General features: G+C 50.5%; 11 protein-coding genes. 6 read left to right on the forward strand and 5 right to left on the reverse strand.

Annotated features, from left to right (window positions below; translation table 11 throughout):
• Positions 1 to 40 precede the first annotated feature (40 nt).
• The 3 genes from secA to IPN95_14585 all read left to right on the forward strand — a co-directional run bounded on the left by secA (position 41) and on the right by IPN95_14585 (position 5,699).
• The gene (gene secA, locus IPN95_14575; protein MBK9450598.1) at positions 41 to 3,316 is read left to right on the forward strand and encodes a preprotein translocase subunit SecA; all 3,276 of its coding nucleotides are present in this window, start codon (positions 41 to 43) and stop codon (positions 3,314 to 3,316) included.
• A gap of 105 nt (positions 3,317 to 3,421) precedes the next feature.
• Positions 3,422 to 3,979, forward strand: coding sequence for an SPOR domain-containing protein (locus IPN95_14580; GenBank protein MBK9450599.1), 558 nt, complete (start codon positions 3,422 to 3,424; stop codon positions 3,977 to 3,979).
• 64 nt (positions 3,980 to 4,043) lie between these two features.
• Positions 4,044 to 5,699 (forward strand): hypothetical protein, encoded by a 1,656-nt coding sequence (locus IPN95_14585; protein ID MBK9450600.1) that lies wholly within the window; start codon positions 4,044 to 4,046, stop codon positions 5,697 to 5,699.
• Here IPN95_14585 and IPN95_14590 read toward each other — a convergent pair.
• The 3 genes from IPN95_14590 to dusB form a co-directional block, all read right to left on the reverse strand.
• Positions 5,683 to 6,621 carry an OmpA family protein gene (locus IPN95_14590; GenBank protein ID MBK9450601.1) on the reverse strand — a complete coding sequence of 313 codons (939 nt, stop codon included), beginning with the start codon at positions 6,619 to 6,621 and terminating at the stop codon, positions 5,683 to 5,685. The two genes, IPN95_14585 and IPN95_14590, sit on opposite strands and share 17 nt — an antisense overlap.
• Positions 6,622 to 6,889: 268 nt before the next feature.
• Entirely contained in the window at positions 6,890 to 8,104 is a 1,215-nt protein-coding gene (locus tag IPN95_14595; protein ID MBK9450602.1) for a hypothetical protein, read from the reverse strand.
• A 150-nt stretch (positions 8,105 to 8,254) separates the two neighbouring features.
• Positions 8,255 to 9,250, reverse strand: coding sequence for a tRNA dihydrouridine synthase DusB (gene dusB, locus IPN95_14600; GenBank protein ID MBK9450603.1), 996 nt, complete (start codon positions 9,248 to 9,250; stop codon positions 8,255 to 8,257).
• Between the two features lie 46 nt (positions 9,251 to 9,296).
• Here dusB and IPN95_14605 point away from each other — a divergent pair, with 46 nt between their 5' ends.
• The 3 genes from IPN95_14605 to IPN95_14615 all read left to right on the forward strand — a co-directional run bounded on the left by IPN95_14605 (position 9,297) and on the right by IPN95_14615 (position 12,727).
• Positions 9,297 to 10,289: a phosphatidate cytidylyltransferase gene (locus tag IPN95_14605; protein MBK9450604.1), complete on the forward strand. Its 993-nt coding sequence runs from the start codon at positions 9,297 to 9,299 to the stop codon at positions 10,287 to 10,289.
• 137 nt (positions 10,290 to 10,426) lie between these two features.
• Entirely contained in the window at positions 10,427 to 11,695 is a 1,269-nt protein-coding gene (locus IPN95_14610; protein MBK9450605.1) for a Glu/Leu/Phe/Val dehydrogenase, read from the forward strand.
• A gap of 315 nt (positions 11,696 to 12,010) precedes the next feature.
• The gene (locus IPN95_14615) at positions 12,011 to 12,727 is read left to right on the forward strand and encodes a hypothetical protein (GenBank protein ID MBK9450606.1); all 717 of its coding nucleotides are present in this window, start codon (positions 12,011 to 12,013) and stop codon (positions 12,725 to 12,727) included.
• 81 nt (positions 12,728 to 12,808) lie between these two features.
• Here the strand turns inward: IPN95_14615 and IPN95_14620 are convergent, their stop codons facing one another.
• Together IPN95_14620 and IPN95_14625 are read right to left on the reverse strand one after the other, a co-directional pair.
• Positions 12,809 to 13,858, reverse strand: a complete 1,050-nt coding sequence (locus IPN95_14620; GenBank protein ID MBK9450607.1) for a c-type cytochrome — start codon at positions 13,856 to 13,858, stop codon at positions 12,809 to 12,811.
• Positions 13,859 to 13,921: 63 nt separating this feature from the next.
• Entirely contained in the window at positions 13,922 to 14,884 is a 963-nt protein-coding gene (locus IPN95_14625) for a T9SS type A sorting domain-containing protein (protein MBK9450608.1), read from the reverse strand.
• Positions 14,885 to 15,008 lie beyond the last annotated feature (124 nt).

Here is a 15,008-nt window from a genome sequence, read left to right on the forward strand (position 1 = left end):
TTTCCTTAACTTTGTCGCGATTTTTCTATACTGATTTACTATGCTTAAACTGCTTCAGAAACTATTCGGCAACAAACAGGACAAGGATGCCAAAGAGCTCCGTCCTTATGTCACCAAAATTCTTGCCGAGTACGTCAAGCTTCGCAACATCTCCGACGACGAACTTCGCGGACGGTCAGATATTTTCAGGCAGCGGATTCAGAACCACATCAAAGAGGTTTCTGCCGAGATCGCAGCCAAGAAAAAGCAAGCTGAGACCACCGAGGACCTTGTCGCTTCCGAGCGCATGTATGAGGAAGCCGAAAAGCTACGCAAGAAGCGCAATGAGCAAGTGGAGCAAGTGCTCATGGAGATTTTGCCAGAGGCATTTGCTGTGGTAAAAGAAACCGCGCGCAGGCTTTCTGAAAACAAGGCCCTCACCGTCACAGCGACGGATTGGGACCACAAAATGGCTCAAAACAAGCCCAATGTGGTCATCGAAGGCGACAAAGCGATTTGGAAAAACAAATGGCTCGCTGCCGGCGGTGAAATCGAATGGAACATGGTGCACTATGACGTCCAGCTCATGGGTGGCGTGGTACTCCATACCGGAAAAATTTCGGAGATGGCGACGGGTGAAGGCAAGACCCTCGTGGCCACCTTGCCAGTTTACCTGAATGCCCTTACCGGCATGGGCGTGCACCTTGTAACGGTCAACGATTACCTTGCACGACGCGACTGCGAATGGAATGGCCCGCTCTTCCAATTTCACAAGATCAGCGTCGATTGCATCGACTTTCACGAACCCAACTCAGACGAGCGTCGTCAAGCCTATTTGGCAGACGTCACTTATGGAACCAATAACGAGTTTGGCTTCGACTACCTCCGCGACAACATGACCACCAATCCCGACTTCCTTGTGCAGCGGGAACACCACTATGGCATCGTCGACGAAATTGACTCGGTCTTGATCGATGAGGCGCGTACGCCTTTGATCATTTCCGGACCGGTGCCGCGTGGCGACATTCAAGAATTTAATCAGCTGAAGCCGCGCGTGGAAAAGCTCATGCGCAATCAACAGCGCATGGTTACCACCTTGATCGCCGAAGGCAAAAAAGCCATGGAATCGGGTGACAAAGAAAGTGTCAAGGAAGCTGGACTCAAGCTTTTCCGTGCACACCGTGGTCTGCCCCGCTACAAAGCATTGGTGAAATACCTTTCGGAGCCAGGCATCAAAAGCGAAATGCTCAAGACGGAAGGTTATTATCTTCAGGACAAGGGCAAAAACATGCATATTGTCGATGACGAATTGTATTTCACCATCGACGAAAAAAACAATCAGGTTGAGCTTACTGAAAAAGGTCGCGAATTGATCACCGGCGAAGGTGAGGATTCCGATCTCTTCGTGATGCCCGACGTCGCTTCGCGCCTGCATGAAATCGATGGCAGCAAGGAACTGACAGACGAAGAAAAGCTTCGTCAGAAGGATCTTTTAGCCCGTGAATTCGCAGAGAAGTCAGACCGCTTGCACACGATCAACCAATTGGTAAAGGCCTACACCTTGTTTGAGCGCGATATTGAATACATCGTCGACGAAGGAAAGGTCAAGATTGTTGATGAGCAAACCGGCCGTGTTTTGCCTGGTCGCCGCTATTCAGATGGTTTGCACCAAGCCATTGAAGCCAAGGAAAACGTGACGGTTGAAGCTGCTACACAGACATTTGCAACAGTTACGCTCCAGAACTTCTTCAGGATGTACCACAAGCTTTCGGGCATGACCGGTACCGCTGAAACCGAAGCTGCGGAGTTTTTCCAGATCTACAAGCTTGATGTCGTGGTGGTTCCAACCAACCGTGCCATCGTGCGCAAGGACGACGAAGACTTCGTGTACAAAACGAAGCGAGAAAAATACAACGCTGTCATCGACGAGATTGAAAAGCTGCGTCAAGCAGGTCGGCCGGTTCTCGTAGGTACTACCTCGGTCGAAGTTTCCGAGTTGCTGAGCAGGATGCTGCGTGTGCGCAAAATCGAGCACAACGTCTTGAACGCAAAGCAGCATCAGCGCGAAGCTGAGATTGTCGCCGCAGCAGGTCTTGCTGGCAACATCACGATTGCAACCAACATGGCTGGTCGTGGTACCGACATCAAGCTCGGCCCGAATGTGAAACAATCAGGCGGTTTGGCCATCATCGGTACCGAGCGCCATGAATCCCGCCGGATTGACCGGCAGTTGCGTGGTCGCGCAGGTCGCCAAGGCGACCCGGGAAGTTCACAGTTTTATGTATCGCTTGAAGACGATTTGATGCGTCTTTTTGGTTCTGAGCGCATCAGCCGCATCATGGACCGTATCGGCATCAAGGAGGGCGAAGTGATTCAGCACTCCATGATCACCAAGAGCATCACCAACGCGCAGAAAAAGGTCGAAGAAAACAACTTCGCCATGCGCAAGCGCTTGCTGGAATATGACGACGTCATGAACAGTCAGCGCGAGGTGATCTATCGTCGCCGCCGCAACGCCCTCTTTGGCGACCGCATGCGCCTCGATTTGGATACCATGCTCTGGGACGTCTGCGCCAAGCTCGCAGCGGAATACTATGAAATTTCAGACTACGAAGGCCTGCAATTTGCGACCATTCGCATGCTGTCATTCGATCCGGAGATTTCTGAAAAGGAATTCAACAAGCTCAACCAAGAGGCTTTGGCTGATCGCTTGTATGATGCTGCAAAAAGCTTCTACAAGCGCAAAACGACGCACTTGTCTGCAGTGACCCTCCAAGGTTTGCAGAGCATTCGCGACCGCGAAGCCCGTGTCGAAATGGTGGACATCCCCTTCAGCGACGGCACACGCAAGATGCGCATTGTGGTCAACCTCGATCAAGCATTGGCAACCAAGGGCGAGGATGTACCGCGTACATTGGAGCGCTCCGTGATGCTGCATGTGATCGACGACAAGTGGAAAAACCACCTGCGTGAGATGGACGAGTTGCGTACTGCGGTACAAAACGCGGTTTACGAGCAAAAGGATCCTTTGGTGGCCTATAAGTTTGAAGCTTATCAATTATTCCAGGAGGCCTTGGGTCAGGTGAATGAGCAGGTGATCTCCATGATCTTCAAGGCCGATTTGGATATCCAAGGTGACCGCGAAGAGAAGGTTCAGGAAAGCCGCGTCCATCGCGACGACTTTTCCAAGATGAAGGCCAACCATGGCGCCAACTTGGAAGCACAGCGCCGCGAAGCCGCAAAAGGCTTGAGTACAAGTGGTCCAAGCGAACCTGCCGAGCGTCCATTGACGCGTGCAGAACGCCGTATCCAAGACCGCAAGGGTCCAAAACGCTAAAATGCAACCCCGGCATTCGGGGTTGCGTATTGCAACTTGTGTTGAAAACGTGTTGAATCGCCTTTGAGCGCGACCAAAGAAAATTGAAGCATTCTAGCAGATTGCATGAACATTGAGCGAAATACTGGTTGGAAGGGCTTTTTCCTGCTCTTGACTGTGCTTTTGACAAGCACGCAGGCAACGGCGCAAAAGGAAACCGAGTCGGTTGAAAAATACCGTGTGGTGTATGATTTTACCGCCCCACAATACGAAATCGTTGGTGACGGCAGCTCCACGACGGATGTTCGCCCAACCGTTTCCAGCGACTCCCTTGGCGTCTACTACTATTTTGACGAGGGATTGCCCCACCTTCTCGACTTGCACAAACGCGGTAATCAAAGCACTTCTGAAGGTCCGGGTTTCCGGATTCAAATTTACGCCGGGAGCAAGATGGAAACCGCCAACGAAGCGAAAACCGACTTCCTGCAAACATTTCGCACCGCCAACATGGAGGTTTACAAAGACTGGAACCCGCCTCATTTTTGGGTTAGGGTGGGTGACTTTCTGTCGCGTAACGAGGCCATGAAGCAACTCTCACAAGTTCGCACCGTGTTTCCCGATGCCTTTGTCGTGCAAGACAAAATCAAGCTTCCAAAGTACAAGAAGCAAACTCACCACGACTGATTCCGCTTTCAACAGGTTTTTGTCTGTCGATTTTCGCTAATTTGGCCGTATCCAATCGGTCAAAATGAATTCTGCGCCCAATTACAAGGCTAGCTTTCTTCTCTTCGCAGCCCTTCCTGTTGTCTTTTTCTTGCTGTTTGGCTTTCACGGAATGGACATTGCCGACCGCGGATTCATTCCTGCATTTGCGCACCGGATCGTGTCTGGAGAAGCCATTTATCAAGACTTCTACTACGTACGGCCACCGGTTACGCCCTACCTCCATACCTTCGAAATGCTCTTGTTTCCGGAGACAATGGAAATGGTCGCCTACCGCTTCTTTTTCTATGTCTTTGTATGGCTTTCGGTCCTGTTCAGCATTTTGAGTCTGCGTAAATTCTTTGACTTCCAAAAAATCGGGATTTCGCCTTGGCTGCTCGGGTCCATGGGGTTCCTTCTTTCGGTCCATAATTTCTTTATCGCGCCATGGCATACGCTTGACGGCATTGTGTTCGCATCACTCGGGATTTACCTGATCAGCTTGGGACAACGAATCGGCTATCTTGTTGCGGGCCTTTGCTCCCTTGGGCTTGCTGCCATGACCAAACAGCCTTTTGCAATCGTTCCAATAGCAGGGTTGGTCCTACTCTTCTTTCTCTATCCCTGGAAAAAGGCGGTCCTCGCCGTCATTGGAGCCGGACTTGTTGGGGTGGCTGCGATCGCGGTGATTGAATACCTGCTTACGCCAAGCTTTAATTTCTTCGAAACCATGATCGCCCAAACCACTGGCGTGACCTCCTTCGAAGAAATGAAATGGAGCGCTTTCAAACTTTACGTACGGCCTGCCATTTTCACCTTTGTTCCCTTGGCTGTGATTTGGTACGTACTCAAATACCAATTAAGGAGTCCCTTCACGGGCAAGGTGATGGCGGCACTTGGCTTTTTGGGAATTCTTGCTGTTGCTATTGGTCCTTTATGGATCACCCTTCAGGATGGACAGTTTGTAATGCCAAAATCCGGATTTTACCACGCGTTACTGTTTAACGGAGGGATGATCGCGCTGTTGACCATTTTAAAGAGAGAAAGAAGAGGTCTGGCGGTGTTAATCACCATGATGGTTGTGGCTTGGGCAAGCAGTGTTTCTTGGGGTTATGCGACGCCCGTGCTCTACTCCTTTCCAAGCTTGTTTGCAATTGTCTATTTCGTAGGCATAGTTGCTGGATTTTCCCCTCCGAAATGGTTTTGGCCATCAGCGGCATCGGTTTGCCTCCTTTGTATAGCTTCGTTGAACCTTTTTGTTTACGGGGATGATTTCCGTTCAGAAATGACCCATGACCTTGGCACCGTTTTCCCTAGACTGAGTCATATCCATGCTGGGCAGCAACAATTTGACTACTACAATGAATTGAGGCAGTTGAACGAAAAATATGGTGAAAACTTTACCGTGTTGCCAAGCATGCCTGCGGCGCATTATGTGACCAATACGCAGCCTCGCATTCCCGCTGATTGGATTCATGATGCTGAAATCAACTACGCAGTTGGCATTGCCAAGACCATTTCCATCTTGGATGGTTCACCTAACTACGTTTTTGCGCTCAAAGACGAATTGCACCGTGCCGATGAGTCGGGAACATTCCGTTGCAGTGTGTTGCGTCATGTGATGGACACTTGGACGCAAATTGATGAAACAAAGGAATTTCTTGTCTTCGACAACCGGAATCTGATCAACGCTGCTGATTGATCAGCTGATAGAGTTCGTCGAGTTTCGGGGAGATTACAATTTCCGTGCGGCGGTTGCTTGCGCGGGCTTCAGGCGTACTGCCCTCCACCTTTGGAACAAACTGTCCGTGGCCCGCCGGAATGATCCGGGTAGGCTCCATTCCATTTTGCACAAGAATGCGCACAACTTCGGTGGAACGCATCACGCTCAGATCCCAATTGTCTTTGATGTCGCCGAGATTGCTCACCGGCATATTGTCGGTATGGCCTTCAACCATGATGGTGACGTCCTTTTGTTCCTTGAGTGCATTGGCAAGTCCGGCCAAGGCCTTTTGCCCGTTGGCATCGATCTTGGTGCTGCCGGTTGCGAAGAGGAGCTTGTTGGAAAGCGAGACATACACCTTGCCATCGATCACCTCCACAGTCAAGCCCTGATCCTTGAAACCCAACAAAGCATCGGTAACGCGCTTCTGAATGGCATTCATCAAGGAATCGCGTTGCTTCAATCGATTTTCCACATCGGCGAGGCGGTTTTCGCGTTCATTCAAGACGCCCTCCATAAAGGAAATCTTCTTGTCCCTTTCGTTGAGATCGCGTTGCAAGCCTTCCATTTGATCGACGAGGCCGCGCATTTTCTCATTCCCCTGGTTTTTGAGCTTTTGATAGTTACTGCTGATCTGCTCGTTTCTCTCACGCAGATCACCGATATCGCTGCTCATTTTGCGGTACCCGCTTCCTAGGCGCATTGTGTCATTGGCGAGCTTGGTGCGATCCTCTTCACATTGATTGAGTTTCATCTGCAGCTCGGCGACATCTGACTTGAGTTGATTCAAGGACTTGTTCCGGGAATCAGCCATGTCTTGCATTTTGTCTTTGAGGGCCTCCATCTCGCCATACTTCTTCTTGGAGACACAAGCCGTTGTTGCCAAGGAAAGGGCAATCATCCAGACTACTATTTTAGAAATGCGCATACGAATCTCAATTTATACTTCTTTTCGCCAACAAAATTAGAATCGTCGCGCATTTCGTCTAGGCTTGGTTTTTCACATTGTCGAAATCCCGCAGCCTGAATTGTACAATAAACAAGTCATTCAGCCATGCAGAGCATGTCCGTTCAAACATAAAGCATGAAAAATGGGGCGAATTGCAAATGTAGGGCAATAAAAAAAGGCCACCCTCTCGGATGGCCTTCTGCTTATTTTTTCAGCAAGATCAATTGCCGGCTGCTGGCTTCGAGAGGAAATCACCAACCTGATCAAGGTTGTATTTTGACTTCTCGCCTTCGCAAACAATTTCTGTCTTGAATTCTGTGTAGATGTAGCGATTGGCTGCACTGCGGGTAGGCTGAAACTTCAGATCCTTGATCACGCCGGGAACCAATGCTGCAATTTTGGGGTCATTGACTTGCATGACGCGGCTATTGATCACGCGACCGGTGTTGGGATCCGTTTCGAGCTCAACCAATGCTTGCGCCAATCCACAGTAACCTTCTTTGCGCAATGCCACGCGAAGGTTGACGCCAAAGGTAGATTCGTCAGAATACTTGACCTCAGAAGTTCCCTTGGTATCAATATTGATATCAATATCTGCATGCGTCTCTTGGTGGGATGCATCAGGTTTGGCATCGCCTCTTGAGACATACTCAATTTTCTCTTGTGGTGGCAATTTGATCGGGCCGCCTGGCTTCACCGTTTTTGTAGCGACTGGCGTCGGGGTGGTGACCACTGGCTTCACCGGCTCTTTCACGACCACTGGCTTGACGGGCTCCTTGGCAGGTTCTTTGACCGGCTCCTTCACCACGACAGGCTTCACAGGCTCCTTGACAGGTGCCTTTGGCTCATCATCAGAAAGGAAAGATTCCTCTGGTTCCTTTTTGGGTTCCACTTTAGCCACAACTGGCTCGGGTTGCTTGACCTCTTTGGGCTCAACCTTCTCCACAACGGCTTCTTTCACTTCTGTATCTCCTTTGTCGGTAAGGTTGCCGCCATTGCCCGTCTGTACGGAAGCGACACCGCCTTCAGATGGAATGGCTTTGTAGACATTCTCTCCAGGTGATCCGGAGCATGGAATGATCGGCTTGACCTCAAAGTAAATGGTCTTGCTGCCGGTCACACCGGTAGCATCCCACTTGACGTTTTGAACGATGTCCACGATCGACTTCTTGTAGCAATCGGTTTTGCCCGTCAAGGTTTTTGCCGATGTCACCGTGCCGGTCTGATCAAACTTCACCTCCAAGTAGATCGCATCATTGCCGCAGCAGGATGTCTTTTCCTTGAGGGTGTTGTAGATGTAGCCGTGTACAGTATGCTTTTCGTCGTCGAAAATGAAGGTTTTAGGATTGGCACGTGCGTTTTTGATGTCGACTTGTGCCGAAACCGATTGAATAAGCCCCAGTGTAATAAATGCTAGAATTGAGAGTATTCTCATGTCCGGAGAAATATAAATCCGTATTCTTTAGAGTTAAAGTAGCTACAAAAATAGGAGAAAAGATTGCATAATGAAATCTCTTCACAAAGTTTTCCACCGTTTTTCCCACGGCAGCTTCAATCAGCAACGAATTCACGAAACCGGACTTGCTCAGACACCTGCTGCTTCCAGTACGAAGTGCTCCTGAATCGCATCCAATGTCTCCAAAATTTCAGACAGGCTGTCGCAACTCACCAATTTGAGTCTGAAAGGCTTGAAGTGGTCCATTCCTTTGAAGTAGTTGGTGTAATGCCGGCGCATCTCGACAATGCCTGTACGCTCGCCTTTCCATTGAATGCCTGCCAACAAGTGGTTGCGGCATACCTCCACACGCTCGGCAACCGTGGGCGGTGCAAGATGCTCGCCGGTGGCCATGAAATGCTTCACTTCGCGGAAGATCCAAGGGTGACCAATCGCTGCGCGGCCGATCATAATACCGTCCACCCCATAGTTTTCCTTGTTGTAAACTGCCTTTTCGGGTGAATCGACATCGCCGTTGCCAAAAATTGGAATTTCGATGTCGGGGTGATCGGTGACTTTTTTGATCCACGACCAGTCTGCCTCACCTTTGTACATCTGCGCGCGTGTGCGGGCATGGATGCTCAAGGCCTTGATGCCGATGTCTTGCAACCGTAGCGCAACCTCCACGATTCGGATGCTGTTTTCATCCCAACCCAAGCGGGTCTTGACGGTGACTGGAAGATGCGTACTCTGAACAATTTCGCGGGTCATCGCAACCATTTTGTCGACGTCTTGAAGAATGCCGGCTCCGGCACCCTTGCAAACCACCTTTTTTACCGGGCAGCCGTAGTTGATATCCAAAAACTCAGGGTTGGCACGTTCGATATACTTGACGGCTTGCCGCATCGGCTCTATTTCGCCTCCAAAAATCTGAATCCCCACGGGACGTTCTTCATCATAGATGTCCAGCTTCTGCAGGCTTTTGTCGGCATCGCGGATCAAGCCGTCGACGGCAATAAATTCGGTATAGACCAAATCAGCCCCCTGTTGCTTGCAGATCATACGAAATGGAGGATCGCTCACATCCTCCATCGGAGCGAGCAATAGCGGAAATTCCGCAATGTCTATACCAGCAATTTTGACCATTTTAATGTTCGTCAGGAAATGACGCTGCTGCAAAAATAGCGAAAAATTGGTCGGACTGCTTCTCGAAGCGCATCCCCAAGAACAAGTGAGCCAAGTCAGGCTCACAAGTCTCGTTCAAGTTCTTATCTTTGGCGCGGTATGCGGCCTGCTTTTGCATGTCGCAGCAACATGGATGAGTAACCTCCTCAAGCGTTTTCTTACTGCATTGGTCGCCGGAAGCGTCGTCATCACGGCCATTGTGCTTTCCCAGTGGGGCACGATGATCTTTTGCGCGTTGGTTTCGATTTTGGGCCTCCACGAATTTTACCGCATCACCGGTGTCAAGTCAACCATTGCAAAGTGGTTTTTGATCGGAATGTCATTTGTCGTTTGGTATTATTGGGGTTGGGAGGCCTTTGCCCCGCACAACGAGACCGCCTTTCCGCATCCATTTTATTTTCGACTCAACCTTCATGGATTCATCGGATTGATTGCCGCCTTGGCAGCGATCATTCTTTTATTCGAAAAAAAGGTGACGCTTCCCGCCCAGGAGATGGGCTTGATGGGCTTTGGCTATATCTATGTGTTGGTGCCCATGAGCCTGCTGTTTCAGCTGACGGTGCTCACCCGCAGCAACGCCATCGGGAGCAATGACTATCATTTCCAAACCATTCTCGGTACGTTGATGCTCACTTGGTGCCTCGATACAATGGCCTATTTCTGCGGAAGATTTTTGGGCAAGCACAAGCTTTGGGAACGCATCAGCCCGAAGAAGACTTGGGAGGGCGCAATTGGTGGGGCGCTCTTTTGCATGGGCCTGGCTTGCGCATTTGAGTTTTGGATTTGGCCAATGAACTTTAGTTGGATTGTCGTGGGGGCGATCATCTCGATTTTTGCACAACTCGGGGACTTGGTGGAGTCTTTGTACAAAAGAGGCCTCCAAATCAAGGACAGTGGCGGTATTTTGCCGGGTCACGGAGGCATTTTGGACCGCTTTGATGGCCTTTTGATCGCCACTCCACTCATTTACCTCTACATTCAGTGGACAAATTGGAATTAATCTCTTGCAAACCCCCTCTCTTTTAGGGAATATTGCCCCCGCAACGGGGGAAATGTCAGCCATCCTCTGCATGCATACTAAATTTGGCTGCGATATTCTTACTTAATAATTTCGTCCAGGAATTAGCTACTCAGAATATGTCATCGGTAAATACAATTTCAGCACCAGTCAAAGTTTCGCCTTATGAGTCGCTTTTGAAGCGCCTCAATGAAGCAGCGGACATTCTCAAACTCGAAGATCGCTTTCGCGCCGTGCTATCGGTTCCGGAAAAAATCGTCGAAGTCAACATGCCTGTCAAGCTTGACAACGGCAAAACTGAAGTTTTCAATGGCTATCGCGTCGTGAACTCGACTGTGCTTGGCCCATCCAAGGGTGGCATCCGCTACTCTGAGCACGTGGACAAAGATGAGGTTATGGCCCTTGCAGGCTGGATGACCCTGAAATGCTCCATCGCAGGCTTGCCCTACGGCGGTGCCAAAGGTGGCATCACCATCGACCCGAAAAAATACAGTGTCGACGAACTTGAGCGCCTCACACGTGCTTACACTCGCCGCCTGAAAGACGTCTTTGGCGTTGACAGCGACGTGCCGGCACCCGACATGAACACCGGCGGCCGTGAAATGGCATGGATCGCCGACGAATACAGCCGTTTCTATGGCAATCAGCCGGGCGTGATCACCGGCAAGCCGCTTGAACTTGGCGGTAGCCAAGGCCGTGCAGCAGCAACCGGCCGTGGTGTCATGACCACAGCGATGTGCGCATTGAAAGAAATGGGCATCGATCCAAAGACCACCACTTGCGCTGTCCAAGGATTTGGCAACGTCGGTAGCTACGGTGCGGTCCTCCTCGCCGAAAAAGGTGTGAAGATCGTCGCCATCAGCGATATCTCCGGTGGTTACTACAACGCAGCAGGCTTGGACGTCGTGGGCGCATTTGCCTACGCCGCCAAAAACGGCAGCCTCAAAGGCTGGACCGGTGGTAGCGCGATTAGCAACAGCGAATTGCTCGAGCTCGACGTCACCATCCTCGCACCTTGCGCCATGGAGAACCAGATCACCCAAGCCAATGCCGCCAATATCAAGGCAAAGCTGATGGTCGAAGGTGCAAACGGCCCTGTGAGCGCAGACGCTGATGCCATCCTCGACAGCAAAGGCATCATGATCGTTCCCGACATCCTCGCCAATGCAGGTGGTGTGACCGTCTCCTACTTGGAGTGGGTACAAAACCGCGCCGGTCACTACTGGACCGAGGCTGAAGTCAACGAAAAGGCCGATCCAATGCTGGAGCGTGCATTTGCTCAGGTCTGGGCAGCTGCCAAGGAGTACAACTGCTCCATGCGCCTCGCTGCTTATGTCGTCGGCATCCGCAGGGTGGCCTCGGCTGTCAAGCTCAAGGGCAACTACTGAGCAGAATTCCCAGAATCAGCTTTTATGATGAATTCGGGAAACTGAAAATAGAATGGGGACCCTGCCTTTGGCGGGGTCTCTTGTTTTGGAGCAGAATTTACAGAATTCCCAGAATCAGCTTTTGTGATGAATTCTGGAAACTGAAAATAGAATGGGGACCCTGCCTTTGGCGGGGTTTCTTCTTTTTGGGCCGTTTGGGTGATCTTCGTCAGGCTTAACCATGAAATCCGTCACAATCGGTTGACTTTCATGCATTCATTAAAAAAATGTCGCTTGATGCATTAAATTTGCGGTTCAAGATAAATTTATCACACAATGAAAAATTTCACCTTCACTCGCTTCATGTTTGCTGGCTTTTTGAGCTTGGCAATAGGTTTCGGCATGGTCAAGGCGCAAGGTTGCGACGCCTATTATCCAATGAAGAAGGGCGCGGCTTTCGAGTTGTCGCATTTCAACGCCAAGGATAAACTCGAATCCACCACTTCCACGACCATTTTGGAGGAAAGCAATGCCGGGGACGTGTTTTCTGTCACCGCCGAATCGGTTTCCAAAGATGCCAAAGGCAAGGAAAGTTCGACGGTCAAATACGACGTGACCTGCCAAGGCGGGGAATTCCACATGGACATGCGCTCGACTTCGTTTGGCCAATCACAGCAAATGGAAGGCATGGAGAATGTAGAAATGAAAATCGAATCGGAGGACATGGTGTTCCCCAAGGGCCTGACTGTCGGTACCGTGCTTCCTGATGCAGGCATGACGATGACGGCAAGCATGAATGGCATGACCATCATGAATACCACGATCCGTGTGTTCAACCGGAAGGTCACCGCAAAGGAGGAACTCACAACAACAGCAGGAAAATTTTCGTGTGTCGTCATTGAGGAAGATATCGAAAGCAAAATGATGGGAATGAATGTTCAGTCCCACACCAAATCTTGGTATGCCCTCGGTGTCGGCATGGTACGCAGCGAAAACTCAAGCAATGGCAAACCACAGGGCTATACGCTTTTGACCAAAATCTCTGGAAATTGATTTTGGGGTGGTTCATAAAAAAGCCCGGAATGCGATTGCGTTCCGGGCTTTTTCATTTTTTAGGACATGCATTCCTGAACCTCACTCAAATGGCGAACTGTAAGCTGGGTTGGTAATCAATTCCTGATCCGTAAGTGTATGTAAAAATGCCACTAATGCTGCCTTGTCTTGCGGGCTGAGCTGCAAGCCATTGGGCAGGGTATTGCGAAGTGTTACATGAAGTGTCGGGCTGTCATGTATCCCATTGTCATAATGCTCCACGACTTCCTCCAAAGTTTGAAAACGGCCATCGTGCATGTAGGGAGGGGTAAGCGCGACATTTCGAAGGGAAGGAACTTTGAATTTCGCCCGGTCATTGGGGTCGTTGGTCACCACCTGGTATCCCAAGTCAGTAAATGAAACCTCCGGATCAAGACCATTGTTGATGTATTCGTCGTTTTCAAAGTTTTTCCCCGAATGGCAATGCTGACAGTCCCCACCGGAAATATTTGGGAAAAATGGATTGTATTCGGCGAAAAAGAGCTCCCGTCCGCGCTCCTCCTCGGCTGAGAGCGTCAGGTCGCCACGCAGGAACTTGTCGTACTTGCTTTCGGATGAGACAATGCTGTGCATGAACTGTTCAAGAGCAAGTGAAATGCGCAATGCCGTCACCTGCTCCGATCCGAAGGCACGCACAAACTGATCCTTGTACATTTGGATGCCGGAAAGTTTGGCGACGACATTCTCCAGGGTTTCGTCCATCTCCAAATGGTCTTGGATCGGCTTGAGGGCTTGGTCACGCAACAGGGGGGAGCGGCCATCCCAGAAAAATGCATTGGTATTCCAGAGCAGGTTGACCGCAGCCATGGCTTGGCGGTTGCCAGGCAGACCATCGACACCAAGGGAAAATTGCCGGACGTCGCTGAAGGCATCTGCCTGAACGTGGCAGCTGGCACAGGCAATCGTGCCATTTCTCGACATGCGCTTCTCATAAAACAGCATTCTGCCCAACTTCACACCCTCAACCCGCAACGGGTTGTCCTCTGGAATCACAGGATCCGGCAATTCGCCGTATTCGAGCGCATACGGCGTTGGATCATAAACGGGCAAGGTCCCTGCCGGCACGTCGTCTACTTCACGGCAGGACACCATGGCGATGGCAATGCCAAGAAAAAACGACCACTTTAAAGATGGAATTCGTCTAATCATCGGAGACTATTGTGTGATGACCACGCGTTTGGTGGCAAGAACGCCACCTTTTCCTTCAAGCAAAATTGAATAGCACCCCGCAACGGGAATATTCACTTCGGTACTGCCTCCCAGGTCGGCAGCGACTGTTTGGACCTTCCTACCCATGGCATCATAAACCGTGTATTGCATCCCGCGGATCTCGGGAGCATTCAGCAACAACGTCACATTGCCCGAAGAGGGATTGGGGTAGGCGGCAAAGCTGCGAGCGGCCAATTCGGTGGATGCTGCAGAGGTGGGCAATCCAGCCGAGAAAACATGGTCCCTGAAATTTTCCAGCACGGTGACCGATGCGCCGGTTCCGCCATGGCTGATTGGGCCGGAGGCCACATCCACATCACGCAAAGCCTCGACATAGTCGGCATCAATGGAAATCAACAAGTCCTGACCATTCGAAGTCCCTGCGGTAATCACATTGGCATAAAAATAATTAACATCTTCCAAGGCGTGGACTTCATACGTCTGTGCCAAGCTGGTGCCACTGTTGCCTTCCATGGCCACGAAGCGGTAACCTGAAGCCCAGCCCCAATGCATCGACGGCGACTGCGGCGCAAGCGGATGGTTCATGGCATACTGCGACGGATCCAAATGATTGTGGGCCGAATCAACACCGATTCCGAAGGAAATTCCTTCCAGGCTGACGACAGGGAAATTTCCAAGCGGAACGCTTACCGTTTGATTCGCATTGACCAGAATCCAGAGGTCGGGAATCGTTGTCGTTTGAAGGCCATCATGCGTCAGGGTGATTTCGCCGATGTAATACTGCAACCTGTCCACGTCGAAATCCTGCCCTAGATTGTTGGTCACCTGCGTTCCGGCCTGGAATGCATTGGCTCCCAACTTGTGGTTGATCTGAAGCGTGACATTTGTCTGGGCGAATGCCGCGATTCCAGTGAAAAGAAGACCAAATATGAAGTAGAGACATTTCATAGCTTTCGAATTTTGCCTGAATAACCGACAAAGAGCCCTAAAGTTAGATTGTAACCGCAAAATGGCAAGCCTAAAGGCGACAATCCAAGAACTTGATCTACAAAAGGAGACAAAAACAATCCTC

It is taken from the genome of Bacteroidota bacterium (assembly GCA_016718825.1).
Lineage (GTDB): Bacteria > Bacteroidota > Bacteroidia > J057 > JADKCL01 > JADKCL01.

Bases quoted from the DNA above. Each gene is read 5' to 3' on its own strand.
- secA (MBK9450598.1), top strand. From the start codon at position 41: ATGCTTAAACTGCTTCAGAAACTATTCGGCAACAAACAGGACAAGGAT.
- IPN95_14580 (MBK9450599.1), top strand. From the start codon at position 3,422: ATGAACATTGAGCGAAATACTGGTTGGAAGGGCTTTTTCCTGCTCTTG.
- IPN95_14585 (MBK9450600.1), top strand. From the start codon at position 4,044: ATGAATTCTGCGCCCAATTACAAGGCTAGCTTTCTTCTCTTCGCAGCC.
- IPN95_14590 (MBK9450601.1), bottom strand. From the start codon at position 6,621: ATGATTGCCCTTTCCTTGGCAACAACGGCTTGTGTCTCCAAGAAGAAG.
- IPN95_14595 (MBK9450602.1), bottom strand. From the start codon at position 8,104: ATGAGAATACTCTCAATTCTAGCATTTATTACACTGGGGCTTATTCAA.
- dusB (MBK9450603.1), bottom strand. From the start codon at position 9,250: ATGGTCAAAATTGCTGGTATAGACATTGCGGAATTTCCGCTATTGCTC.
- IPN95_14610 (MBK9450605.1), top strand. From the start codon at position 10,427: ATGTCATCGGTAAATACAATTTCAGCACCAGTCAAAGTTTCGCCTTAT.
- IPN95_14615 (MBK9450606.1), top strand. From the start codon at position 12,011: ATGAAAAATTTCACCTTCACTCGCTTCATGTTTGCTGGCTTTTTGAGC.
- IPN95_14620 (MBK9450607.1), bottom strand. From the start codon at position 13,858: ATGGTGTCCTGCCGTGAAGTAGACGACGTGCCGGCAGGGACCTTGCCC.
- IPN95_14625 (MBK9450608.1), bottom strand. From the start codon at position 14,884: ATGAAATGTCTCTACTTCATATTTGGTCTTCTTTTCACTGGAATCGCG.